Source organism: Halobacterium sp. CBA1132, assembly GCF_001485535.1.
Lineage (GTDB): Archaea > Halobacteriota > Halobacteria > Halobacteriales > Halobacteriaceae > Halobacterium.
Map to the genome: position 1 here is coordinate 2379117 of NZ_BCMZ01000001.1, position 23691 is coordinate 2402807.

The 23691-nt window shown below is 67.2% G+C and carries 26 protein-coding genes and 1 pseudogene; 16 read left to right on the plus strand and 11 right to left on the minus strand.

What is annotated here, in order from left to right; translation table 11 throughout:
- The first annotated feature begins 73 nt into the window (after window positions 1-73).
- The gene (locus AVZ66_RS12505; protein WP_058984408.1) at window positions 74-1399 is read left to right on the plus strand and encodes a hypothetical protein; all 1326 of its coding nucleotides are present in this window, start codon (window positions 74-76) and stop codon (window positions 1397-1399) included.
- 297 nt (window positions 1400-1696) lie between these two features.
- Window positions 1697-2980 carry an adenosylhomocysteinase gene (locus tag AVZ66_RS12510; RefSeq protein WP_058984409.1) on the plus strand — a complete coding sequence of 428 codons (1284 nt, stop codon included), beginning with the start codon at window positions 1697-1699 and terminating at the stop codon, window positions 2978-2980.
- 198 nt (window positions 2981-3178) lie between these two features.
- Here AVZ66_RS12510 and AVZ66_RS12515 read toward each other — a convergent pair whose 3' ends face one another.
- Together AVZ66_RS12515 and AVZ66_RS12520 are read right to left on the minus strand one after the other, a co-directional pair.
- The gene (locus AVZ66_RS12515; protein WP_058984410.1) at window positions 3179-3601 is read right to left on the minus strand and encodes a hypothetical protein; all 423 of its coding nucleotides are present in this window, start codon (window positions 3599-3601) and stop codon (window positions 3179-3181) included.
- A 45-nt stretch (window positions 3602-3646) separates the two neighbouring features.
- Window positions 3647-4450: a formate/nitrite transporter family protein gene (locus AVZ66_RS12520; protein ID WP_058984411.1), complete on the minus strand. Its 804-nt coding sequence runs from the start codon at window positions 4448-4450 to the stop codon at window positions 3647-3649.
- 112 nt (window positions 4451-4562) lie between these two features.
- Between AVZ66_RS12520 and hjc the strand changes: the two genes are divergently transcribed.
- Window positions 4563-5057, plus strand: coding sequence for a Holliday junction resolvase Hjc (gene hjc / locus AVZ66_RS12525; protein WP_058984412.1), 495 nt, complete (start codon window positions 4563-4565; stop codon window positions 5055-5057).
- Here the strand turns inward: hjc and AVZ66_RS12530 are convergent.
- A complete protein-coding gene (locus AVZ66_RS12530; RefSeq protein WP_058984413.1) occupies window positions 5054-5656 on the minus strand; it encodes an SWIM zinc finger family protein in 603 nt (200 codons plus the stop codon). The two genes, hjc and AVZ66_RS12530, sit on opposite strands and share 4 nt — an antisense overlap.
- Before the next feature lie 170 nt (window positions 5657-5826).
- On the opposite strand from AVZ66_RS12530, the gene AVZ66_RS12535 reads away from it, so the two are divergent.
- Window positions 5827-6027, plus strand: a complete 201-nt coding sequence (locus AVZ66_RS12535) for a hypothetical protein (protein WP_058984414.1) — start codon at window positions 5827-5829, stop codon at window positions 6025-6027.
- Here AVZ66_RS12535 and priL read toward each other — a convergent pair whose 3' ends face one another.
- Window positions 6028-7119, minus strand: a complete 1092-nt coding sequence (priL, locus tag AVZ66_RS12540) for a DNA primase regulatory subunit PriL (RefSeq protein ID WP_058984415.1) — start codon at window positions 7117-7119, stop codon at window positions 6028-6030.
- Between the two features lie 99 nt (window positions 7120-7218).
- Here priL and AVZ66_RS12545 point away from each other — a divergent pair, with 99 nt between their 5' ends.
- Both AVZ66_RS12545 and AVZ66_RS17075 read left to right on the plus strand, forming a co-directional pair.
- The gene (locus AVZ66_RS12545) at window positions 7219-7827 is read left to right on the plus strand and encodes a protein sorting system archaetidylserine decarboxylase (protein ID WP_058984416.1); all 609 of its coding nucleotides are present in this window, start codon (window positions 7219-7221) and stop codon (window positions 7825-7827) included.
- A 56-nt stretch (window positions 7828-7883) separates the two neighbouring features.
- Complete coding sequence (locus AVZ66_RS17075; protein ID WP_269432492.1) at window positions 7884-8006, plus strand: hypothetical protein; 123 nt, start codon at window positions 7884-7886, stop codon at window positions 8004-8006.
- Window positions 8007-8229: 223 nt separating this feature from the next.
- On the opposite strand, the gene AVZ66_RS12550 is transcribed toward AVZ66_RS17075, so the two are convergent.
- Window positions 8230-8973 (minus strand): DNA polymerase sliding clamp, encoded by a 744-nt coding sequence (locus AVZ66_RS12550; RefSeq protein WP_058984417.1) that lies wholly within the window; start codon window positions 8971-8973, stop codon window positions 8230-8232.
- Window positions 8974-9226: 253 nt separating this feature from the next.
- On the opposite strand from AVZ66_RS12550, the gene AVZ66_RS12555 reads away from it, so the two are divergent.
- Window positions 9227-10675 (plus strand): DUF4382 domain-containing protein, encoded by a 1449-nt coding sequence (locus AVZ66_RS12555; RefSeq protein WP_058984418.1) that lies wholly within the window; start codon window positions 9227-9229, stop codon window positions 10673-10675.
- Window positions 10676-10782: 107 nt separating this feature from the next.
- Window positions 10783-11559 carry a 23S rRNA (uridine(2552)-2'-O)-methyltransferase gene (locus AVZ66_RS12560; protein ID WP_058984419.1) on the plus strand — a complete coding sequence of 259 codons (777 nt, stop codon included), beginning with the start codon at window positions 10783-10785 and terminating at the stop codon, window positions 11557-11559.
- Here AVZ66_RS12560 and AVZ66_RS12565 read toward each other — a convergent pair.
- A complete protein-coding gene (locus AVZ66_RS12565; protein WP_058984420.1) occupies window positions 11556-12245 on the minus strand; it encodes a queuosine precursor transporter in 690 nt (229 codons plus the stop codon). The genes AVZ66_RS12560 and AVZ66_RS12565 overlap by 4 nt on opposite strands.
- Entirely contained in the window at window positions 12235-12411 is a 177-nt protein-coding gene (locus AVZ66_RS12570; protein WP_058984421.1) for a type II toxin-antitoxin system ParD family antitoxin, read from the minus strand. Before AVZ66_RS12570 ends, AVZ66_RS12565 begins: the two co-directional genes overlap by 11 nt.
- A gap of 206 nt (window positions 12412-12617) precedes the next feature.
- Here AVZ66_RS12570 and AVZ66_RS17080 point away from each other — a divergent pair, with 206 nt between their 5' ends.
- On the plus strand, window positions 12618-12743 hold the full coding sequence (locus AVZ66_RS17080; protein WP_255198431.1) for a hypothetical protein: 126 nt from the start codon (window positions 12618-12620) through the stop codon (window positions 12741-12743).
- Window positions 12744-13972: pseudogene (locus tag AVZ66_RS12575) on the plus strand (RNA-guided endonuclease InsQ/TnpB family protein).
- 11 nt (window positions 13973-13983) lie between these two features.
- On the opposite strand, the gene tatC reads toward AVZ66_RS12575, so the two are convergent.
- Entirely contained in the window at window positions 13984-16173 is a 2190-nt protein-coding gene (gene tatC, locus AVZ66_RS12580) for a Sec-independent protein translocase TatC (RefSeq protein WP_058984422.1), read from the minus strand.
- A 92-nt stretch (window positions 16174-16265) separates the two neighbouring features.
- On the opposite strand from tatC, the gene AVZ66_RS17085 reads away from it, so the two are divergent.
- The 3 genes from AVZ66_RS17085 to AVZ66_RS12595 all read left to right on the plus strand — a co-directional run bounded on the left by AVZ66_RS17085 (window position 16266) and on the right by AVZ66_RS12595 (window position 20880).
- Window positions 16266-17426, plus strand: a complete 1161-nt coding sequence (locus AVZ66_RS17085) for a twin-arginine translocase subunit TatC (protein WP_082678842.1) — start codon at window positions 16266-16268, stop codon at window positions 17424-17426.
- Window positions 17427-17667: 241 nt separating this feature from the next.
- On the plus strand, window positions 17668-19668 hold the full coding sequence (locus AVZ66_RS12590; RefSeq protein WP_058984423.1) for an endonuclease MutS2: 2001 nt from the start codon (window positions 17668-17670) through the stop codon (window positions 19666-19668).
- An 87-nt stretch (window positions 19669-19755) separates the two neighbouring features.
- Window positions 19756-20880, plus strand: a complete 1125-nt coding sequence (locus AVZ66_RS12595; protein ID WP_058984424.1) for an ORC1-type DNA replication protein — start codon at window positions 19756-19758, stop codon at window positions 20878-20880.
- Here AVZ66_RS12595 and AVZ66_RS12600 read toward each other — a convergent pair whose 3' ends face one another.
- Window positions 20881-21393, minus strand: coding sequence for a hypothetical protein (locus AVZ66_RS12600; RefSeq protein WP_058984425.1), 513 nt, complete (start codon window positions 21391-21393; stop codon window positions 20881-20883).
- A gap of 110 nt (window positions 21394-21503) precedes the next feature.
- Here AVZ66_RS12600 and rpiA point away from each other — a divergent pair, with 110 nt between their 5' ends.
- Window positions 21504-22178 carry a ribose-5-phosphate isomerase RpiA gene (gene rpiA, locus AVZ66_RS12605; protein ID WP_058984426.1) on the plus strand — a complete coding sequence of 225 codons (675 nt, stop codon included), beginning with the start codon at window positions 21504-21506 and terminating at the stop codon, window positions 22176-22178.
- A gap of 44 nt (window positions 22179-22222) precedes the next feature.
- On the opposite strand, the gene AVZ66_RS12610 is transcribed toward rpiA, so the two are convergent.
- Window positions 22223-22390, minus strand: a complete 168-nt coding sequence (locus tag AVZ66_RS12610) for a DUF1931 family protein (RefSeq protein WP_058984427.1) — start codon at window positions 22388-22390, stop codon at window positions 22223-22225.
- A 239-nt stretch (window positions 22391-22629) separates the two neighbouring features.
- Here AVZ66_RS12610 and AVZ66_RS16695 point away from each other — a divergent pair, with 239 nt between their 5' ends.
- On the plus strand, window positions 22630-22779 hold the full coding sequence (locus tag AVZ66_RS16695) for a hypothetical protein (RefSeq protein WP_197407767.1): 150 nt from the start codon (window positions 22630-22632) through the stop codon (window positions 22777-22779).
- 38 nt (window positions 22780-22817) lie between these two features.
- Window positions 22818-23075, plus strand: a complete 258-nt coding sequence (locus AVZ66_RS12615) for a GIY-YIG nuclease family protein (protein ID WP_058984428.1) — start codon at window positions 22818-22820, stop codon at window positions 23073-23075.
- Here AVZ66_RS12615 and AVZ66_RS12620 read toward each other — a convergent pair whose 3' ends face one another.
- A complete protein-coding gene (locus tag AVZ66_RS12620) occupies window positions 23076-23651 on the minus strand; it encodes an NADPH-dependent FMN reductase (RefSeq protein WP_058984429.1) in 576 nt (191 codons plus the stop codon).
- Between the last annotated feature and the right edge of the window lie 40 nt (window positions 23652-23691).

Below are 23691 nucleotides of genomic sequence, written 5' to 3' on the forward strand. Positions count from 1 at the left end.
TAGGAACAGAGTAACTGGAATTCTGACGTGTGCCACTACGTTTATTCGGCTCGTGGCCGAACGCGGAGAGTGCATGCGGCACCAGAGGCACACACTACTGGTCGCCGCGCTCGTCGTTGCGGTCATCGCTGTGGTTCCGGGTGGAGCGGTGGCTGCCGACGGCTTGAGCGTGAGCGGCGACCAAGCGGACGACGGCACCGTCACGGTGACGGTCGCCGAGAACAACACCACGGTGGCGAACGCGTCCGTCACCGTCGAAGCACTGAACAACTCCTCGTACGTCGGCGAGGGCAACTACACGACCGACGAGAACGGGACGGTGACGTTGCCGGCGCCCGAGCAGAACGTCTCCGTCTCGGTGACGGCGACGGCCGACAACACCACCGCGGAGACGACGCTGGACCTCGTCGCACCGACCGACGACACCAGCGACATCTCCGTGAACGTCTCGCAGGCCGACGACGGCAACGCGACGGTCAGCGTGACGAACGCGACCGGCGCTGGCGTCGCCAACGCGTCCGTGTCCGTGAGCGAAGCGGGCAACGTGACGTACGCCGGCACGGGCAACTACACGACCGGCGAGAACGGCACCGTCAGTCTGCCCGCGCCCGAACAGAACGTCACCGTCGACGTCGTCGCGGAAGCCGACAACGCCACGGCAGCGACGACGGTCGACCTCGTCGCGCCGACCAACGACACCACGGAGCTGTCGGTCGGCGTCTCGCAGGCGAGTGACGGCTCCGCGTCCGTCTCCGTGACGAACGCTAGCGGCGACGGCGTCGCCAACGCGTCCGTGTCCGTCGACGCGCTGGACAACGTTTCGTACGCCGGCGCGGGCGACTACACGACCGACGAGAGCGGCACCGTCGGCCTGCCGGCGCCCGAGCAGAACGTCACTATCGAGGTCGTCGCGGAAGCGAACAACGTGACCGCCGAGACGACGACGACGCTCACCGTGAGCGACGGCGCCAACGCCACCGACTCGTTCGGTCAGCGCGTCTCCGCGTTCGTCGAGCAGTTGAAGGCGAACGGCAACATGAGCGGGCAGGCGGTCTCGGCGTTCGTCGTGGCGAACAACCCGGGCGCGGACAACCGCCCGGACCACGTCGACCCCGGTCCGAAAGACGACGGTGACGACGAAGAGAGTGAGAAGGGCAACAACGGCAACGGGAACGGCGCCGGCGCCGCGAACGGCAACAACGGCAACGGCAACAACGGCAACAACGGCAACGGCAACGCTGCCGACGGCAACAACGGTAACGGCAACGGCGCCGACACTGCCGGTGGAAACGGGAACAACGGCAACGGCGGCGGTAACGGCCCGAGTTCCGGTGGCAATTCCGGCGGCCCCGGCAACAGCAACGCTGGCGGTAACGGGAATCCCGGAAACGGAGCCTAGGCCGGCTCGGAGAACGAATAAGTCAGTTTCCGGCCAACGAGTTTTTTCGTCGTCCGTCCGAGGATGCTAACGCAGGCCAGACGGCCTGCGGCACCCACTGTCGACGGCGTCAGCACCCTGCGCTGGGCGACCGCGGACTGTGAGTCGAGACGCGGCGCACGCGGCTCCCAGCGGGGGACTCCCGCACGGGCGCTCGGACGGCGAATCGCTCGCCACCATCGGACACGCGCCCGCCGTCCCGCCCGTTTTCTCCGCGGCTTCGGTAGGGTTTTGAATCCAGTCGCCGTCCACACCCGTATGACAACTGCGTCGCCGATCAGCGAGCGACTCGACGAAGTCGAGTCCGCTCGCGACGCCGGCCGGAAGAAAATCGACTGGGCGTTCGAACACATGCCGATTCTCTCCTCGCTGCGCGCGGACTTTCAGGAGAACGAGCCGCTCGCGGGCGAGACCGTCGGGATGGCGCTGCACGTCGAAGCGAAGACCGCGGCGCTCGTCGAGACGATGGCCGACGCCGGCGCGGAAGTCGCCATCACGGGCTGCAACCCGCTTTCGACCCACGACGACGTCTCCGCGGCGCTCGACGCCCACCCGTCGATTACGAGTTACGCCAAGCACGGCGTCGGCGACGAGGAGTACTACGAGGCCATCGACGCCGTCCTCGACCACGACCCCACGGTCACGGTCGACGACGGCGGCGACCTCGTCTTCCGCGTGCACGAGCACCACCCCGAGCTCATCGACACCATCGTCGGCGGCACCGAGGAGACCACCACGGGCGTCCACCGCCTCCGCGCGATGGACGACGACGACGCCCTCGACTACCCCGTCATCGCCGTCAACGACACGCCGATGAAGCGCCTCTTCGACAACGTCCACGGTACGGGCGAGTCCTCGCTGGCCTCGATTGCGATGACCACGAACCTCTCGTGGGCCGGCAAGGACGTCGTCGTCGCGGGCTACGGCCAGTGCGGCCGCGGCGTCGCCAAGAAGGCCAGCGGGCAGAACGCGAACGTCATCGTCACCGAAATCGACCCGCGGCGCGCGCTCGAAGCCCACATGGAGGGCTACGACGTCATGTCGATGACCGAGGCCGCGGAAGTCGGCGACGTCTTCATCACGACCACGGGCAACCGCGACGTCATCGTCGAAGACCACTTCGAGCAGATGCAGGACGGCGTCGTGCTCGCGAACGCCGGCCACTTCGACATCGAAATCGACCTCGAAGCCCTCCGCGAGATGGCCGACAGCGAGCAGGAAGTCCGCGACGGCGTCCGCGAGTACGAACTCCCGTCGGGCAAGCGCATCAACGTCCTCGCCGAGGGCCGCCTCGTCAACCTCGCGACCCCCGTCAGCCTCGGCCACCCCGTCGAAGTCATGGACCAGTCCTTCGGCGTGCAGGCCGTCTCCATCCGCGAGCTCGTCCAGAACGCCGACGACTACGACGCCGGCGTCCACGAGGTCCCCGACCACCTCGACCGCAAGCTCGCCGAAATCAAGCTCAACGCCGAGGGCGTCGAACTCGACAATCTCAGCGAAGAACAAGAGGAGTACATGACCTCCTGGCAGCACGGCACATAACGCACTTTTTCCAGCGTTCGGCGCGCTCCGCGCGCCTCACTTGCAAAAACTTGCGGAAAAAGCACTCCTCGCTCCAGCGCGCCTCCGGCGCTTAGTCGCTCGTCGGCCCGAGCGCTCACTGCGTTCGCGCTCGGTGAACCGCTTCGCTCGGGTCCGTTGGACCGCTCGCTCGCGGATGCTAGCCCGTCGGCTGGTCGGTTATCGTTCCATCAGCGTCGAGACGCGGGCGTTCTCCTTGAGTTCGACGCCGCCCTCGGGGACGGTCAGCGGCATCGGGCCGAGTTCCGTGGTGACGATGGAGGGGTGGTAGGCGCCGTTCTCGCGGAGTTCGCGGCGGGTCTGGACGCGCAGCGGCGCGCCCTCGCGCAGCGACTCGTTGAACTCGATCAGGTACGTGCCGGCTTTCAGCGTCCACCACTCGTACTCGTCGTCGGGGTCGCGGAGCGCGGACGCCAGCGGGCGGCGGTCCGCGTCGGCGAACTCGTCGCCGCCGAAGTCGAGGTGGCCGCAGTCGGCGACCTCGGAGACAGCCGCGACGGTCAAGTCGACGCCGTACTCGTGGACCTGCGTCTCCTCGTGGACGATGCCGTCGACGCGGTCGACGATGTCTGCCCCGGGCATACTTGGGCGGAGGTACGGCGACCACCGAGAAAAGCCGTGTGGCGGTCAGTCCCCACCACGGACGACGTGCCCGTACTTGAGCAGGGAGACGAACACGACGCCGCCGAGGACGTTCCCGGCCGTGGCGAACACGAGGAAGCGGCCGTAGGCGATGGGGCCGACGACGCCCGAGGCCACACCGAGGAGGACTTCGACGCTGCCGGCGATGCAGTGCGGGAGGTGGGCGATGCCGATGGTGGCAGCGACCAGCCACACGAAAAACGCGCGACTGAGCGTCTCCTGGGCGGCCGCGACCAGCCACGACATCAGCCCCATCAGCCAGCCGGCGAGCACGGCGCCCGCGAACAGCGCCGCGTTACCGTGTGCGACCAGCGGCGTGGCGACCGCTTCGAACGCCGCGGCGTCGGCGATGCCGTACGCCGGGGCGACGACGACAGCGATACCCGCGAACACCGCGCCACCGACGACGTTCGCCGCGAACACGACGCCCCAGAGACGGGCTAGCGACTGCCAGGTCGCGCGGCCGTCCAGCACCGGGAGAACGGCCAGCGTCGTGTGTTCGGTGAACAGTTCCGACCGCCCGATAACGACGAACACGAACCCGACAGCGTAGGCGTTCGCGAGCGCTATCTCGAGCACCGGGTCGCCCCACTCGCCCGCGGCGAGCGCGACCACCACCGCCATCAACAGCGGCCCGAATCCGATGTCGAGCCCCGCGGAGAGCGCGGAGAGCGCGAGGCCGTCCGTCGGTCGTTCGAGCTCGTTCAAGCCCTCCTCGAGCTGTTGACCGAGAATTCCCGTCGAGGACGTCTGCTCGTCCGCCGACGTCGACCCGGTGGCGTCACCCATTGGAATCATAGCAACGGCGACCAGCGTCAAAAACTCCCCCGGCCGCGTGGCGCAAGCCTCCTATCCCCCGACTGCGTAGCCGTGGGTATGACAGCGGGCACGGGGTCGGAGCATGTCTAACTCGAACGCGAAAGGCAATCGGCGGGAGCGCGAGCTCGTGAACGCGTTCGACGAGCGCGGCTTCGCGGTGATGCGCGCGCCCGCCAGCGGCGCGGCGACCGACCGAGAACTCCCGGACGTGCTCGCGGGCGACGGCAGCGTCTTCTACGCCGTCGAGGCGAAGTCCAGCGCGGGCGACCCCATCTACCTCACGGGCGAGGAGGTCGAAGCGCTGGTCTACTTCAGTCAGAACTTCGGCGCGAAACCGAAAATCGGCGTGCGCTTCGACCGTGAGGACTGGTACTTCTTCCACCCGGCGGACGTCTACCAGACCGACGGCGGGAACTACCGCGTGAAGAAGGAGACCGCAATCGAGGACGGGGAGACGTTCGACGACCTGCAGGGTCACGGCGAGGACGACGCCGAGGACAACGACATCGAGGACGTGCTGCACGCCGTCGAGCAGGGCGTGCTCACGCCCGAGGAAGCGGCGTCGATGCTCGACTAGTCGCGGCGTTCGAGGCGGCCGCGCGGGAACGAGTACCGGCGGAGGTCCTGCGGCGAGATGTCCTCCGGGGAGACGCCGCGCTCTAGCGGGTAGAGCACGTCGACGACGCGGTCGTCGGCGTCGTAGTCGCGGTTCGAGTGGTGGTCGGCGACCGACCAGCCGCGCTCGGCGATGCGGACGTCGCTCGCGCGGTCGTCCGTGGACTCGACGACGACCACGAGCTTGCCCGTCTCGCGGTCGACGGCGGTCTCGCCGGGGTCGAGCGTGCAGGCGTCGCAGTAGACGGGGTCGGCGGTCTCGCGGTCGACGAACAGGTCGTCGCCGCAGGCCGCACACGTCGCGTCGCGCTCGCCGGGCGCGGGGACTTCGCCGAGCGTTACGTCGATGGCGACGCGACGCAGGTGCTTGCAGCGGACGCCCCGGAACTGGTGGTCGGGACACGTGCACTCGCCGGCGTCGAGGTCGGCGTCGTAGACGTTGCCGGACGGCGACCGGACTTCGTAGGTTCCGTCGCCGAGCGCGGTCACGGCCATCTCCTCGCGGCGGGCGCGGCGGCTCCGGTCGTCGGGCGGCTGTCGGGACTTCGTGGAGGGAGCCATACCACAGTGTAGGGCTTGGAGACGCCTAAACCCCGCAAAATCGGGGTGGCTATACGGCTCCGAACCCTACTAGTTCGGACGACGAATCGCCGACGGCGACGCGACCCGCGACTCGCGGCCGGCGTGACGGCTTCGAAGCGCTTTTGCCCGGGCCGGCGAAATCCCGCAGTATGTCTGAAGGGCCCGACGCCCGCCTCGAAGCGGGTATCGCCATCCTGTCTACGCTGGTCTTCATCGCCATCCTCGTGGCCGCCGGCACGATGTCCGAAGGGTTCGGTGAGACCGGCGCCTACGGCGTCATCGTGGCTGTCGTCGTCTTCATTCTCGTGATGGCCGGCGTGGGCTACTGGCTGTCCGGCAAGCAGGAGTAGTCAGGCTTCGGCGTCGTCCGCTTCCGCGTCCTCGTTCTCGCGCTCGCGCCAGTCCTCCAAGTCTTCGTCTTCTTCGTCGTCGAGTTTCGCCTCGTAGTACGACAGCGGGTGGTTGATGGCGTCGCAGAGGTCGTCGGGATTCACGCAGTCACCGTAGGCCTTCATCGTCGCACACGACGGCGCCGTGTACTCCGTGGGGCTGGACTCCCCGCGGATGTGGTCGGTCTGGTAGCGAGTCATCTCCTCGCCGAACCCCGGGTTCACCTTGTAGATGTCGACGATTTCGTCGGTCGTCAGCCCGATGTTCGCGAGGAACGTCGTGATGGCGAACCGGCTGTGGTGGGGGAGGTGTTCGCCGCGCTGCACTTGGTCTAAGAGGTGCTGCATGCACGGCGGGAACAGTTCCGGGACGACCGTGTCGATTTCGCGCGTGAGGTCCATCTCCGAGAGCACGTCCCGGACCGCGGCCTCCGGGCCTTCGAGGGCGTCGGCGACCTCGTCGGGGACGTTCAACGGCAGGCCCTCGGCGACCCGCTCGCGGACGGCTTCGCGGAGGAGCGTGTCGAGTTCGGGTTCGTCGACGGGGACGCGGCCGTCGGAGAGCGCGCGGTTGACGAGGCGCCACTTGTCCGGGCGCAGCGACGACGACAGCAGGAGGTACGTCGGCACGTCCACGTCGTAGCCGTCCTGCGTGGCGTGGACGTGGCTCGTCAGGTCGAACTCGCGGAGGAGGTCCTTCCGGGAGAGGCTGGCGTCGTCGCCGACGCTCTTCAGTTCGGCGTCGTCGGTCTCGTCGGCGGTGAAACGCTCGTAGGCAGCGTTGGCTTCGGCGTCGGCGTACTTCCGCACGAGCACGTGTTCGTCGACGACCGAGACGAGCACGCGCGCCACGGGGTAGGAGAGCAGCTCCACGCGGTCCGAGCGCGCGCGCTCGCCGACCTCGCCGTTCGTGAGCGACCCGACGACGCGTTCGCGGGCGCGCTCGACGACCGCGTCGTCCTCGGCGACGACCGCCGCGAGGTCCACCCCGGCCTCCTGGACCGCCTGCCGGGATTCGCCGAGGAACGGGTAGCGAGCGTGGCGCGCGTTCATCGACTCCTTTCTTGCGAGCGGACGCCGATAAACACCCCGGCTCGGACCCGCCCCAGCAGCGACCGAAGGGCTATCGGTGGCGGACGGCCAAGTGTGGGTATGCTCGCGCGTGGCCCGTGGAAGTGGACGTACGCATTGCCGGCGGCGGTCGTCGGCGCGGCGCTGTTGTTCGTGTCGTCGCTGTGGGGCGTCGCGGCGCTCGCGCTCTCGGCATTCGTCGTCTGGTTCCACCGCGACCCCGAGCGAACGCCCGAGGGGCAGGGCGTGCTCACGCCCGCGGACGGCAAGGTGTCGGTGATTCGTGAGACCGACGACGGCCGCGTCCGCGTGGGCGTGTTCATGAACGTCCACGACGTGCACGTGAATCGCGCGCCGCTCGCCGGCACGGTCGAGGCCGTCGACCACCGCGAGGGCGGCCACCGCCCCGCCTTCGACAAGGAGTCCGAGCACAACGAGCGCGTCCGCGTCACGTGCGACGACTACGAGGTCGTCCTCATCGCGGGCGCGTTCGCCCGCCGCATCCACCCCTACGTCGAGCCCGGCGACGACCTCGCGCGCGGCGACCGCATCAGCCACATCTCCTTCGGCAGCCGCGCGGACGTGATTCTCCCCCTGGAGTACGACCGCGACGACCTCCGCGTGGAGAACGGAGAGCGCGTCAGCGCAGGCGAAACGGTGGTGGCGCGCCGGTCCCCGGACCGCGAGTAGGGAAAGGGAGAACAGCCGCCACCACTATTTTGATGGACACGCGACAACTCTGGTGTATGTCCATGAGCAAGTCGTCGATGGGCGGCGGTACCGGCCTCACGACACTCATCGGCTACCTGGTGTTCCTCGCGGCGCTCGGCGTCGCGCTCGTCGCGACCTACCTGACGCTGACGCCCTGACCAACTGCCGAGAACGTAGCGAGCGTTGCTAACCGAGAGCAAGCATCCGCGAGCGAGCGGTCCAACGGACCCGAGCGAAGCGGTTCACTCCGCGACCGAACGTAGTGAGGGAGCGGAGGCCGACGACTGAGCGGAACGAAGTGAAGCGAAGGAGGAGTGCTTTTTCCGCAAGTTTTTGCAAGTGAGGCGCGCGCAGCGCGCCGAGCGCAGGAAAAAGTGCGAGTTAGTCGCTCTGGATGCGCGGCGCGAGCATGTAGGTGACGTGACCCTGCGCTTCGGCGATGTCGAAGTGAATCTTGACCGGGTACTCGTCGCCGAGTTCGAGTTCGACCTCCGCGTCCTTCGGAATGGCCTTGTTCATGTCCTTGAGGTAGTCGAGACTGAACAGGCTGTGGGCGTCGCCCGCTTCGAGGTCGATGAGGTCGTCGCGGGTGAGTTCGAGGTGGACGTCGTCGGTGTCGCCCTCCGCGTCGACGTAGAACAGTTCGTCGGCGGCGTCGACGCCGAGCGCGATGTGGTCCGAGACCATGTCGGCGGCGCGGACGGAGCGGTCGATGTCGGCGCCCTCGATGACGACGTTCGCGGAGAGGTCCAGGTCCGGGATGTCGGGTTCCTGCCGGATGGAGTCGGGGTCGATGAGCGCGAGCGTGTACTCGAGGCCGTCGATTTGGATGTGGAGCTTGCGGGTCTCCTCGTCGAGTTCGAGTTGGACGAGCTGGTCGGCGTCGGCCATCCCGGCGATGTCCTCCAGTCGGGAGAGGTTGACGCCGATGATGCCGCCGTCGGCTTCGTAGGATTCGAACGCGGCCGACCCGAGGTCGAGGTCGACCATGCCGACGTTCGCGGGGTCGACAGCGCGGATGGAGAGGCCGTCTTCGTCGAGGTGGATTTTGCATTCGTCCACCAGCACGCTCACGGAGTCCAGCGTTTCCCGGAGCGTGTCGGCGCTCACAATCGCCTTGAACATATGCGAATTGCTACGCAATCAGGGACTAAAAAGCCCCACGTTCCGCGTGCGCGCGTGAATCGCAGGACAGCGACAAGGTGGGCACGAGCCGGCGGTCACGCCGTGACCGCGCGCCGACTACCCGACGAGGCCCGCGCGTGGGTCAGGTTGACGAGACCACCGTTAAGCCCGCTTAATCCGGCTTAATCCGGCGGTCGACCGGGTTCAGGGCTTGGCCCTTTTACGTGTGTGTGGGCCGTCGGGTCGAACGCACATGAGACGCACCGCAGCCAGTCTACTCGTGGCCGCGCTCGTGATGGTCGCCGGCTGTGCCGGCGGCATCGCGGGTCCGAACGGCGCACAGACAACAGACAACGGAGGCGACGGCACCGTGTCGTTCTACGTGAGCGACGAACAGAACGCAATCGGCCAGTTCGAGCACCTGAACGTGACCGTGACGAGCGTCGGATTCGCGCAGAGCGCCGACGCGGACGCGAACGCGTCCGGTAACTGGACCATCGAGACCGACAGCGAGGGCGGCCTCGAAGTCGGCCTCGTGGGGAACCTCACGGCTGGTGAGAACGCCACCGTGACCGTCACTCACGACGGCGAAGTGGTCGAGAACGCGACCGTCGAAGTCGACGACGCCGACGTGAGCGTGACGACGGACGCGAACGGCACGGTGACCGTCGCCGTGCCCGCCGACGCTGACGAATTCGCGCTGACCGCCAGCACGGACGGCGACAGCGCGTACGGTGAGACCGAGGCCTCGCTCGAAGCCGAGTACGAGGCCGACGACGACGACGACGAGAACGAGACGGAGTGGGTCGAGCGCGACGTCGACTCGCGCGTCGTCGACCTGACCGAACTGCAGGGCGCGAACGCGACCCTGCTCGGGAACGTCAGCGTCCCCGCGGGCGAGTACGAGACGGTGTTCGTCCACGTCGGCGAGGTCGAGGGAACGCTCGAGACGGGCGAGCAGGTGAACGTGAAACTGCCGAGTCAGAAGCTCCACCTCAACAAGGACGTCACCGTCACCGAGAGCGGGAGCGTGGAGTTCGTCTTCGACATCACGGTGTTCGAAGCCGGTAACAGCGGGAAGTACATCCTGAAGCCGGTCGCCAGCGAGTCCGGGACCGACGTCCCCATCGAGCGCGTGGACGTCGAGACGGACGGCGAGGCCGAACTCGAAGCGAACTTCGTCGGGAACGTGACCGCCGGCGAGAACGCTACCGTGCGCGTCACGCAGGACGGCGAGCCGGTGGAGAGTGCGACGGTCACCGTGAGCGAGGACGTGACGGTGACGACCGACGCGAACGGCACGGCGACGGTTTCCGTGCCCGAGAACGTCGAGGAGCTGGAAGTCGACGTCGAGACCGCAGAGGACAGCGCGTACGGCGAGGCCGAAGCCGAACTGGAAGTCGAGTTCGGTGATTCCGACGACAGCGACAGTGACGCCGACAGCGAACTCGAACTCGGCGCGGTCCTCGAAGGCAGTCTCGCGCCCGGCGAGAACGCCACCGTCGTCGTGACCGACGGCGACGGCGAAGCCGTCGAGGACGCCACGGTCGCCGTCGACGGCGAAGTCGTCGGGGAGACGAACGCGGACGGCGAACTGTCGTTCGCGGTGCCGGCGGACGTGAGCCTCGACACCGAGGTGACCGTGACCGCGGACGGCGAGACGATTACGTTGGACTCGACGACGGCTGCCGCGGCGAACTGACGACGCGCTGACTGCGGGCGACTCTTCTCGCGTTTTCGGGGTGATACGCCGTAACACCCACAACGACGCGGTTTTCAGTCCGGGCGCTCTACGTCCCGTAACTGACTATGGGGAACGGTAAAGACAAGTACTACAACAAGTCCAAGCAGGAGGGCTACCGGACGCGAGCGGCGTACAAGCTCCAGCAGATCGACGACGAGTTCGACGTACTCTTTGGCGGCGCGACGGTCGTCGACCTCGGCGCAGCGCCGGGCGGCTGGCTGCAGGTCGCCGCCGAGGAGACCGGCGCGCGCGGGAAGGTCGTCGGCGTGGACTTCCAGCGCATTGACGAACTGGAGGACCCCGACGCGGGCGTCCAGACCATCAAGGGCGACATGACCGAGGAGAGCACGCGCGAGGACATCGAGCGCGCCGCGCCGGGCGGCGTCGATGTCGTCATTTCGGACATGGCGCCGAACATGACCGGCGAGTACAATCTCGATCACGCGCGCTCGGTCCACCTCGCGCGGATGGCGCTGGACACGGCCCGCGAACTGTTGAACGACGGCGGGCACTTCGTCGCGAAGGTCTTCGACGGGCAGGACTTCCAGGACTACCTCGCGGACGTCGAGGAGGAGTTCGCGTTCACGCGGACGTACACGCCGGACGCCTCCCGCGACTCCTCGTCAGAGCTGTACGTGGTCGCGAAGAACCGCGTGAACGCGCCCATCGAGAAGGGCGACACGCTGGAGGTCGAAATCGTCGACGAGGGCGACGAGGGCGACGGCGTCGCGAAAGTCGATGGCTACACGCTGTTCGTCGCGGACACCGACGCCGGCGAGACCGTCGAGGTCGAAGTGACCGACGTGAAGCCGAACTTCGGGTTCGCGAAGCGCCGCGACTAGCTCGGGCGACCGAGCAGCCGGCGGACACCGTAGACGAACGGCGTGTCCGCGAGCGCGATGGCGAGCTTGAGAAGGTACTGGCCGACGATGAGGCCGAGAATCTGGTTCGTGCCGTAGACGGGACCGACGCCGAACAGCTGGGGGGCCACCCAGAACGCGACGGTGACGAAGATGACGGTGTCGATGATTTGGCTGGTGGCCGTCGAGCCGATGTTGCGCAGCCAGAGGTACGCGCCGTCGGTGCGCTCGCGGATGGCGTGGAACGCGAGCACGTCCCAGTTCTGACTGACGACGTACGCCAGCAGGCTGCCCGCCACGATGTTCGCTGAGGACCAGAGGACGGACGCGAACTCGGACTGGCCGACGCCGGAGAACGGCGCGATGGGCGCCGCGATGGTGGTGTAGACGAGCGCGAGCATCACGAGCGTCATCGCGAACCCGACGTTGACGAGGACTTGCGCGGCGCGCTTGCCGTACAGTTCGGAGTAGCAGTCCGACGCGAAGAACGTCAGCGCGTACGCCAGCGCCGCGCCCGGCATCACGAGTGCTGTGCCCGTGAACGGGAGTTCGAACGGAATCTGGAACAACAGCAGTTTCGACGCCGTCAACTGGGCGGTGACGAGCGCGGTGACGAACAGGCCGACGAGCGCGACCTGGCCGGCGACGAGGCGGTCCTCACTCCGCATCGTCGAGCCTCCCGTGGCGACCGTCGATGTCGTCCAGCACGTCCAGCGTCTTCCGGATGGACGCGCGCACGGCGTCGCTGCGGTTCACGAACTTGCCGTCGTCGCCGACGTGACCGTCGAGGTCCTCCAAGAGCTCCTCGGGAATCTCGACGCTTATCTTGGGCATACCCCGAGAATACCCCGGGAATATCTTAACTGTTTTCAGGCGCTAAGTCCCCTTCCTCAAGGAGCAACGCAGGGAGCGAAGCGACCGAGTAGCGCAGTAGGGAGGGGATACAGCGCCGTCATCGTCTCACAAACACTCCGCGACGACCGGGCCACAGGCCCACATCAACCACAACCCTTATTTACACAAGTTGTGTAAAGTGTGGTGTGACAACGCGAAAGAACATCTCCATCCGTGACGACCAAGAGGAGTGGATTCAGGACAATCACCTGAACCTTTCCTCGTTCGTCCAAGAAAAATTGGACGAACTTATCGAGGAACGAGAGTCATAGATGCACTACAACTACAAGTATCGACTCGACCCACCGGAAGCCCTCACGGAGACGCTTCTGCACCACGTCGATACTTGTAGACAACTGTATAACCACGTCCTCTACAAACTCAACGAGGCAGACGACATTCCAGCACGCTACAAGGTACAGGGGACACTCCCCGACCTCAAATCGTGGTGGGACGACCTGACCGACGTTCACTCGAAGGTGTTGCAGATGGTCGTCAAGCGTGTCTACGACAACCTCTCCACGCTCAAATCACAGAAGGAGAACGGACGCGCCGTGGGAATGCTCAAGTGGAAACCGCCTCGGGAGTATCGGTCCCTCACCTACAACCAGTCCGGCTTCAAACTCAAGAATACGAGTGGTCGGCCCGTGTTGTGGTTGAGCAAAATCGGTGAAATTCCGATTCACCTCCACCGAGACATCCCTGAGAACGCAACCATCAAACAAGTCACGATCAAGCAAGAACCCACAGGTGAATGGTTCGCAACCTTCGGCATCGACGTGGACGAGGACACCCCGAGAAGCCAGAGACACCCGAGCGAGTCGTCGGGATTGACGTTGGTATCCTGAAGTATGCACATGATACGGACGGAACCGCTGTCGAGTCACCAGACTTCTCCGACGAGCGCGAACGGTTGGAACGTGCCCAACGGAAACTGTCGCGGAAAGAACACGGCTCGAACAACTGGGAAGAACAGCGCAAGACGGTTGCCCAACGTCACGCCGACCTGAAGCGGAAGCGGCGAGACTTCCTCCACAAGTTGTCGAACTACTACGGCCGAGAATACGATCTTGTGGCTGTCGAGGACTTGGACGCGAAGGGGCTGGTCGAACTCCCCGGCAACTCGCGGAACCGTGCAGGTGCGGCGTGGGGGACGTTCCTGCGAATGCTCGAATACAAGTGCGAACGCGAAGGAACACACTTCGTCGCCGTCAACCCCCGAGGTACAACCAAAGAGTGCGCGTCGTGCGGAACGGAGACTGACAAACCGCTGTGGGTGCGCGAGCATTCGTGTCCGTCGTGTGGGTTCGAGACGGATAGAGACGCGAATGCGTCATGGAACATCCTTTCTCGCGGTCTCGAAGATGTAGGAGTGGGACACTCCGAATCAACGCCTGTGGAGACTGCGCTCCCTGCGGATGCACCTGTGTCTGCAAAGCGCGTCATGGAAACAGGAAGCCCCACCCTCAAGGAGCGAACCGCGTCAGCGGTGAGCGAGTAGGGTGGGGTAGTTCACGCCGTTCGTGTCGACGCGCTCCCGCCGCCGCGCCGGCCGCCGAGCGTGACGACGGCGAGGATGCCGAGCCCGAGGAGGTACATCAGGGCGATGGGTAACGCGACGAGCAGCATCGTGTAGAGGCTGTCCGGGGTCACGAGCGCGGCGAACGCGAACGAACTGATGACGGGGACGCGCCAGCGCCGCCGCATCGTCTGATAGGAGACGATGCCGCCGGCGTGGAACAGCAGCATCGTCACGGGGATGTCGATGAGGATGCCGATGCCGACGGTCAGCAGGAACACCATCCACGCGAACGTGCTGACGGTGTAGCTGATTATCATGCCGGCTTCGAGGGCGTCGTAGACGAGGAACGAGATGACCTCGGGCGCGACGAACGAGTACCCGAGGTAGCTGCCAACAGCGAGGCCGCCGGCAAGCCCGCCACCCCAGACGGCGATGACGCGACGGTCACCGGTCACCCAGCCGCGTTCCGAGAGCGCCGGCCACACGTAGTAGATGACGACGGGGAGCGTGCCGATGGCGGCCAACACCACGGAGATTTTCACTTGGAAGACGAGCGCCTCGACGGGGTGGAGCGTGATCGGCCACTCGCCGCCGGTCGCAATCGGCTGGAGGTCCTGCGGGATGCGCGCGATGAAGTTGTCCCGAAGCTCCCGGAACCCGCCGTAGTAGAGCCACCCGAACAGACCGACCATCAGCGCCATGAACGTCCCGACGATGCGGAACGCCCGCGAGCGCAGGGAGTCGAAGACGAACCGGATGTCGTGGTAGTAGCCGCCGATGTCGTCCTCGGTGGTTTCCTCTTCGGTGAACGCGTCCATCATCCCCGCGGCCGTACTCTGGACGGTGTCGGAGTCCTCCTCGGCGGCTTCCGCGTCTTCGGCGGCTTCCTCGTCGAGTTCGGCGTGGACTTCGTCGAACCGGTCGAGGACCGCCTGCGCCTTCTCGTCGTCGTCGGCTTCGAGCGCGCGGTTGGCCGTCGAGAGCGCCTCGTCCTCGGTCAGGGACGCGAACGCCTCGGGGGGCGCGGCCCGAACGCCATCGGCATTGAGGTCGTCGAGGTCGATGTCGGCGGGGTCCTCCGGCCGGCCGAGGCCGGACGCCGCGACCTGCTGGGCGGCGCGGTCGATGGCGACGTACGTGTAGTACAGCACCGCCGCAGTGAGCGCGACAACGGCGAACACGGCGCCCAACAGCAGGTAGCCGGTCGCGGGGTCGACGCCGAGCGCCTCGCTCACGGTCGGCACGCGAACCCCCGACCCGATGAACGCGAGGCCGTCGTTGAACGCCGCGATGCCGCCGTACTGGCCGAACGCGTAGCCGCCCGCGAATCCGAGCACGCCGAGGCCGAGCACGCGGTTCCAGTGCTCGCGGAACACGCCGCGGACGTCGACGTGCTCGCGGCCGCGCTTCATCGTCACGACGATTTTCGCGCAGTACAGCGAGAGCCCGTAGAGGAGGATGAGCGGGGACGCCCACAGAATCTGGGTGAACGGGTCCGGCGGCGAGAAGAACGCGCCGAACGCGAAGATGCCGACGACGGCGTACTTCCACTTGTCGCGGAACGTCTCGTAGGGGATGATGCCGGAGTACGAAAACGCCGAAACCGCGAGCGGGAGTTGCGCGGCGATAGCGAAGGAGAGCGCCAAGAAGAGGATGAACTCCGTCCACTTCACGATGGAGTACTTCGGCGCGAGCCCCGCGCCGACGGCGTTGCCCGCGAGGAAGTCGAACATCAGCGGGAAGAACAGGAAGTAGGCGTACGCGACGCCGGCGGACGCCAGCCCGATACAGACGACCACGACGAGCGCGACGTTGCGCCGGGAGACGGAGACGTCGGGGATGATGTCGCGCTCGACGAGCGGCTCGCGGGCGTGATAGAGGAGGACTGGGAGCGCGCACACGACGCCCGTGAACAGGCCGATTTTCACCTGCATCAGGATGACGTCGAACGGCGTCTGCGCGATGACGTTGGCCGCCTCCACGAGGAGGTCGGTTTCGAGTTGCGGCCAGATGTACAGCCGCATCGCCATGATACCGCCGATGAGGCCGACGACGAACGCGATGAAGACGTGCTGGAGCTTCGACTGGGCGGTCCGCAGCATCACGCCGAGGGTCTGCCGGCCGGACTCGATGGTGCGGGCCGTACTGGGATTTATCGGGCCCGAGCCGGAGCTACTCATTGCGTCCGGCTAACCCACTCGGAATTATCAATCTTCCCGTCCGTACCCAAAAGAAAGCCTATAACGCCCCCGTCGCCAAAGCACGGACACGAATGGCCGAGGAACCGAACGGCGGGCGCGACCGCGACCACGACTGGGAGACGCTCGCGCCAGCCGTTCGTCGCGTCGACGGCGACAGCGGCCGCAGCGAGTGGGACGACCTCTCGTCGGCGGTCAGTCGCGTCGACGACGCCCAGAGCGGGCCGCTCACCAGAGTCACCCGAGACGACGAGTGGCGCGACCTCACGCCCGCCGTCGAACGCGTCGAAGCGGACGACGACGGCGACGAGTGGGACTGGGACGAGGACGCCATCGCCGCGGGCGACGACAAGAGCGCCGACCCCGCGTCGGACGGCGAACCCGAGTTGCTCGCCGACGAGGAACACCAAGCCGACGAACCCGACGAGGACGCCGCGCTCGACCCGCGAGAGAACTCCGTCGTCGACGCCGAGGACAACCCGGCGCCGCCGGACGACGCCATCGGCCTCGAAGCGCCCGAATCCGACGTCGAAGAGCCGCTGGCCGTCCACGTCGAGGAGATGGTCAAACGGCTCGCCATCGTCATCGCCATCGCCGCGCTCGTCAGCGTCGTCGTCTTCCCGCTCACCGAGGAACTCGTCACCACCATCTGGAACTATGTCCTCCCCGGCGGCGAAGCAGTCGACCCCCGGCTCTACCAGCCCCTCGAACTCGTCATCACGCAAGTGAAAGTCGCGAGCCTCGCGGGACTGGTCATCGCGTTACCCGTGTTCGTCTACGAGTCCTACGCGTTCATGCGCCCCGGCCTCTACCAGCACGAACGCCGCTACTACCTCGCCGCCGTCCCAACCAGCCTCGTGCTCGCAGTGCTGGGCGTCGCGTTCGCGTACCTCCTCGTGCTCCCGTACACGATGGACTACTTCCAAGGGTACACCCAACCCACCGCGGACGTCGCGTTCGCGCTCGGCTCAACGTTCAACCTCATCCTCATGGTGATGGGGTATCTGGCAATCGTCTTCCAGATTCCGCTGTTCATCATGCTCGCCATCATGCTCGGGGTCACCACCCGGCAGTGGCTCGAAGACCGCCGCCTCCTGTTCTGGGCGGCGTTCGCTGGCATCTCGTTCACGTTCGGCGCCATCGACCCCACGGGCGTCGTCCCCATCATCGTCGCGCTCACGATGATCGCCCTGTTCGAAGGCACGCTCGCGCTGCTCCGATGGACGGGCAACTAAACGCACTTTTTGCTGCGCGAGCGGTGCTCTGCACCGCTCGCTGGCAAAAACTTGCGGAAAAAGCCAGCGTCACCCCCTCAGCCGCGCAGAGCGCGGCTTCGAGGGTTCCTCGGCCGCCGCTCCCTACGGTCGCGGCGTGAACCGCGCCCCTCGGGTTCTGTCGAACCACTCGGGACGCGGATGCTCGTCCGTCGGATTTCGCGTAAGACCTTATTACGTGTGAGCCACGTACCCCACGGCGATGGACTTGGAGGGGATTCCGGGCGTGGGCGCGAAGACCGCGGAGTCGCTGCGGTCGCTCGACGAACCCGAAGACGCACTACGGCGTGGGGACGTGGCGGCGGTCGCTCGCGCGCCCGGAGTCAGCGACGGACGGGCCGCGCGCATCGTTCGCGGCGCGATTCGCGCGCGCCACGACGACTCGGGCGGCTTCCTGGCGACGGACCGCGCGGGCGAAGTGTACGACCGCGTGCTCGCGCTGCTGCAGGAGCGCGCGGTCACCGACTACGCGAGCCAGCGGCTGCGCACGTTCTACCCGAGCGCGGTCGACTCGCGCATCGCGGAGGTCAACGAGTTCGCGACTGACGCGATGGTCCGCGACCCCGACCCCGCGGTGTTGGACGGGCTGGCGGGCGTCGAGCCGCTGTCGAAGCCCGACGGGCTGTCGGTCCGAGACCGCTGTCTAGCGACGACGGACGCGGAGACGTACAGCGAGGCGCGGGACGCGTTCCCGGAGTTGTCGGTGGAGGTCGTCGAGGACGCCCGCGGGCTGGCGGACCTCGCGCGCGGCTACTCGACGGTCGTGGCGCTCGACGAGGCGTTCACGGGCGTGGAGGTCGAGGGCGACGTGCGCGTCGAACCCGACGCCATCGAGCGCCCGGAGGAAGTCGTCCCCGAGCGCGTGCTGTCCTTCTTCGCGACGAACCGCGACCGCATTCGGGCGGCCGTCGCGGTCCACGAGGCCGCCGGCCTCGAAACGGATGTGGACCTCGACGAACTGGACGACGCGCTCGCGCAACTGGACTCGGAGGGGTCGGTGGCGGGCGACGACGAACTCGACCGGCTGTCGACGGCGGTCGACGACCTGGACGCCGCGGTGTCGACGGCGGAGTCAGTGGCCAACGACCACCTGCGGGAGGTCATCCAAGAGCAGGACGTCACCATCGAGGGGTCGGACCTCCTGAGCCTCGTGGAGCGCGGCGCGGGCGTGGACAGCCTGCTCTCGCGGGAACTCGCGGACGAGTACGCCGACGCCGTCGACGCCGCGCGCGACCACCTCGTGGACGCGCTGGCCCTGCGCGACGGCGAGGCGAGCATCGCCGAGCAGGCGTTCGGAGACTCGCCGACGTTCCCCGTCGACCACGACCCAGAAGCGGTGTCGCGGCTCCGCGAGGAACTCACGGCGTCCCGGGACCGCCGGAGCGCCGAGCGCAAGCGCGAACTCGCGGCGACGCTGGCGGACCTCCGGGAGCCCACTCGGGGCCTCGTCGAGCGCGCGCTCGAACTGGACGTGGAGTTGGCCGTCGCGCGATTCGCCGACGACTTCGACTGCGTGCTCGCCGAGCGCGGCGGCCGCGGGTTCGACATCGAAGGCGGGCGGTCGCCGATTCTGGACGTCGCCTTCGAGGACGTCGAGCCCGTGGACTACGGCGTCGACGGCGTGGCGCTGCTCTCCGGCGTGAACTCCGGCGGGAAGACGAGCACGCTCGACCTCGTAGCGGTCGTGGTCGTGCTCGCGCACATGGGACTCCCGGTGCCCGCGGAGTCCGCCAGAGTGCCCGAGGTCGAGGAACTGCACTACTACGCGAAGTCACAGGGGACGCTCGACGCGGGCGCGTTCGAGGCGACACTGCGAGACTTCGCGGGACTCACCGAGGGCGCGGCGCGGAAACTCGTACTCGTGGACGAACTCGAATCCATCACCGAGCCGGGCGCCTCCGCAAAAATCGTGGCGGGCATCCTCGAAGAACTCCACGAAGCGGGCGCGTCGGGCGTGTTCGTCTCCCACCTCGCGGGCGAAATCCGCGACCAGTGTGGGTTCGACGTGACCGTCGACGGCATCCGCGCTCGCGGGCTGGAGGACGGCGAACTGGTCGTCGAGCGCTCCCCGGTCAAGAACCACCTCGCGCGCTCGACGCCCGAACTCATCGTGGAGAAGTTGGCCACGGAGGGCGACGGGACGGAAGGCGGCGACGGCGCGTCCGCGGGGTCGTTCTACGACCGGCTGCTCGGGAAGTTCTGACGCGATTTTGGCTCGTCGCCGGCTCTCGGCGGCGAATGCCGGTTCTGTGGCGAAGGGTTAAGTGGGTTCGCGAGCGTGGTGAAAGTGATGAGCGACGACCCCGAGGAGGGGATGCTGGGGTGGGACGAGTCCGTGTTCCGGGACGAACACGTCTTCGAAATCGACTACGTCCCGGAGGTGTTCCAGCACCGCGAGTCCGAACTCCAGACGCTGCAGTACGCGCTCCGGCCGGCGGTCCGCGGGAACCGCCCGCTGAACGTGATGGTCCGGGGGCCGCCCGGCACCGGGAAGACGACCGCGGTCCAGAAGCTGTTCGGGGAGCTCGGCGGCCAGCACGGCGTCCGCACGGTGCGCGTGAACTGCCAAGTGGACTCCACGCGGTACGCGGTGTTCTCCCGCATCTTCGAGGAGATATTCGACTACGAGCCGCCCTCCTCCGGCATCTCGTTCAAGAAGCTGTTCGGGCAGGTCGCCGAGCGCATCGCCGACGACGAGGAGGTGCTGGTGGTGGCGCTGGACGACGTGAACTACCTGTTCTACGAGGACGAAGCCTCCGACACACTCTATTCGCTGTTGCGCGCCCACGAGACGCACTCGGGCGCGAAAGTCGGCGTCATCGTGGTGTCCTCGGACCTCGACCTCGACGTCATCGAGAACCTCGACGGCCGCGTGCAGTCCGTGTTCCGGCCCGAAGAGGCGTACTTCCCGGCGTACGACCGCGGCGAAATCGCGGACATTCTCGGGGACCGCGTGGACGTCGGGTTCCGCGAGGACGCAGTGCCGACGACGGTGCTGGACCGCGTCGCGGAGCTCACGGACGAGGCGGGCGACCTCCGCGTTGGCATCGACTTGCTGCGGCGCGCGGGCCTGCACGCCGAGTCGCGCGCGAGCACGACCGTCGAACTGGAGGACGTCGAAGCGGTCTCCGAGGAGGCGAAGAACATTCACCTCTCGCGGAGCCTGCGCGCGCTCTCCGAGACCGAGCGCGCGCTCGTGGAGACGGTCGCGGACTGCGACGGCGAGCAGGCGGGCGACGTCTACGACGCGTTCAACGACCGCACCGACCTCGGGTACACGCGGTACACGGAAATCGTGAACAAGCTCGACAAGCTCGGACTCATCGACGCGGAGTACGAGCAACTGGACGGGCGCGGGCGCTCGCGGACGCTGCGGCTCACCCACGACCCGGACGCTGTCAAGGAACAACTGTAACTACGCTTCGACGGAGCGAACGCCGTCGAAGAGGCCGACGAGCCGGTCGAGTTCTGCCGCGTCGTGGGCGGCGGGGTCGGCGTGACAGTGAACGGTGCCGCCAGCGGCGCGTACGCGACCGCACAGCACTTGCAGGAATCGGTAGGCGCGGTCGGTGTCGGCGTACTGCAGCAGCGTCGTCAGCGAGTCCACGCAGACGGCGGGTTCGGCGTCGGCCGGGATGTCGCGCAGGCGTTCGGACACCGCGATACCGAGGCCCGTGAGGTCGTCGGGGGCGGCGACAGCGTCGCCGTCGTCGCCGTGTGGGGTGGCGGTGACGAAGCACGTCGGCGGGAGCGCGGCGTCGCGGGCGTCCTGCCAGCTATCGGGAGGCTGGCGGAGCAACACAGCGAGCGCGGCGTCAGCGGTGGCGAGCCGCTGGGCGCAGACGTGCGCGCCGTCTCCCGAGACGCCCGATGCGAGCACGAGCGCGACGGGTGCCTCGCGTGTGTCGGTGAGACTGGCGTCGTTCATGTCTGTTCCCGAGAGGGCCGCATACGTAGTTATCCGCCGCCTACGCGAGTTCAGGCATCGGTTACGGGCGGGTGCGTGGGTTTTTCGTCGGCGGTCGCCGACGTTGGCGTATGAAGAACACGGGCGGCGGCGAGGTGGCGAAGCAGCGCGCGGGCGAAGCAGCGGCCGACGACGTCGAGGACGGGATGGTCGTCGGACTCGGGACCGGGAGCACGGCGGCGCACGCGATTCGCGCCATCGGCGAGCGCGGCCTCGACGTCGAGGGGGTGGCGACCTCCTACCAGTCCCGACAGCTCGCTATCGACGCGGGGATTCCGTTGACGACGCTGGAGGAGGCGTCCGTCGACCTCGCTATCGACGGCGCCGACCAGGTGGCTGGCATGGACCTCGTGAAGGGCGGCGGAGCGGCGCACGCTCGCGAGAAGTACGTCGACGCGAGCGCGGACCGGTTCGTGGTCGTGGCCGATCCCAGCAAGGAAGTCGACGTGTTGGACTTCCCGATTCCAGTGGAAGTGCTGCCGGACGCGCGGCCCGTCGTCGCGGAGCGCGTGCGCGAACTCGGCGGGGAGCCGGAGCTCCGGACGGCCGAGCGCAAGGACGGCCCCGTGGTGACGGACAACGGGAACCTCGTGTTGGACTGCGAGTTCGGCCGCGTTGACGACCCCGAGGCGGTGGCAGCGGCGCTGTCGTCGCTGCCGGGCGCTGTCGAACACGGGCTGTTCGTCGGGGTAGCGGATGCAGTCTACGTGGGTACCGACGACGGCGTTCGGGTCACGAACGCGTAGCTACGGGGCGTGGCGTCGCAAAAAACGAAGCGGGTCGAACCGAGTTACAGGTCGCGCGGCTGAACGGTCTTGCGACCGTTGGATTCGGCGCGAGCGGCGGCGTCTTCGAGGAGCTCGGAGACTTCTTCGTCGAGCGCCTCGTAGAAGTCGGAGGCAACGTTCTTGTCGTCGAGTTCTTCCTTCACAGCGGCCTTGACGATGAGGTCTGCCATACGACCTGGTTTTTTCCTCGCCTCCTTATAAGGCTTCCCATAAGATGCGGCCAGAGCGGCTACGCACGCCTTCCTACCGGAGTGAGCACCGGGAACGACTACCGAACGAGTCGGCGGCACAGAGCGGGGATGGCGAACTCGTCTTCGAATGTGGCCAAATTTTGTTCGAAATTGGGAAAACTCACTTATTAGTATGTGCCGTATTCACACACGCTGGCCACTCGCGCCAGAGACACCACATGCCCCGCTGTAACCACTGCGACGCCCACGTTTCCGAGAACTTCGCGCGCGTGTTCGCCAACGAGGACGGCCACCTCCACGCGTGCCCGAACTGTGCGGCGAACGTCGGCATCGCCGAAGTGTCGAAAGACCGCGCCCGGCGGGCCTGACCGAAACGCAGTCGGTTCCGTGCGCCCTCACTGGGGGCGTGCACTACGTCTACGTGCTGGAGTGCAGCGACGGCACCTACTACACGGGCTACACGACGGACGTCGAGCGCCGCGTCGCGGAACACGACGCCGGCGACGGCGCGAAGTACACGCGCGGCCGCACCCCCGTCACCCTCCAGTACGTCGAGTCCTTCGAGACGAAGTCCGCGGCGATGAGCCGCGAGTACGAGGTGAAACAGCTCTCGCGCCCGCAGAAGGCAGCACTCGTCGCCGAGCAGGACGACCCGTGGCCGTAGTCAGTGCTCGGCGTTCGCGGCCGCCTCGTCGGCGAGTTCCCACCGGTAGGCGGCGTCGACGACGGCGTTCGCGAGGTCGTCGAGGCGGCCGGCGAGGTCGTCGTCGGTGAGGACGCCGTCCTCGAAGTACTGCGAGGCGTTCCGGATGCCGACCTGTTCGGCGACGACGTCGGCGTGGACGCCCCGCATCGTGATGCGCATGTGGTCCAGCGGCGACGCGATGGTGCCGCCACCAGCCACGACGACGAGGCCGACGGGCGTGTTCTCGTACTCGTCGAACCCGCAGTAGTCGTGGAAGTTCCGGAACGTCGAGGAGTAGCTGCTGTGGTAGTTCGGCGACCCGACGACGACGGCGTCGGCGGCGCGAACGCGGTCGAGCAGTGCCTCGGCGTCGCCGGCGTCCGCGACATCGCGGTCGGGGTCGTACAGCGGCAGGTCGGCGTCGGCGAGGTCGACGTTGTCGGTGTCGGCGCCCGCGCGTTCGGCGGCGTCGAGCGCGTGCTCGACGGCCTGGCGCGTGTAGCTGGTGGCGCGTTGGCTGCCGGTGACGCCGACGACCAGCGGTGTGAACTCCATGCGACGGCGTTCGCGGACGGGGAATAAAGTTCGACGTGGT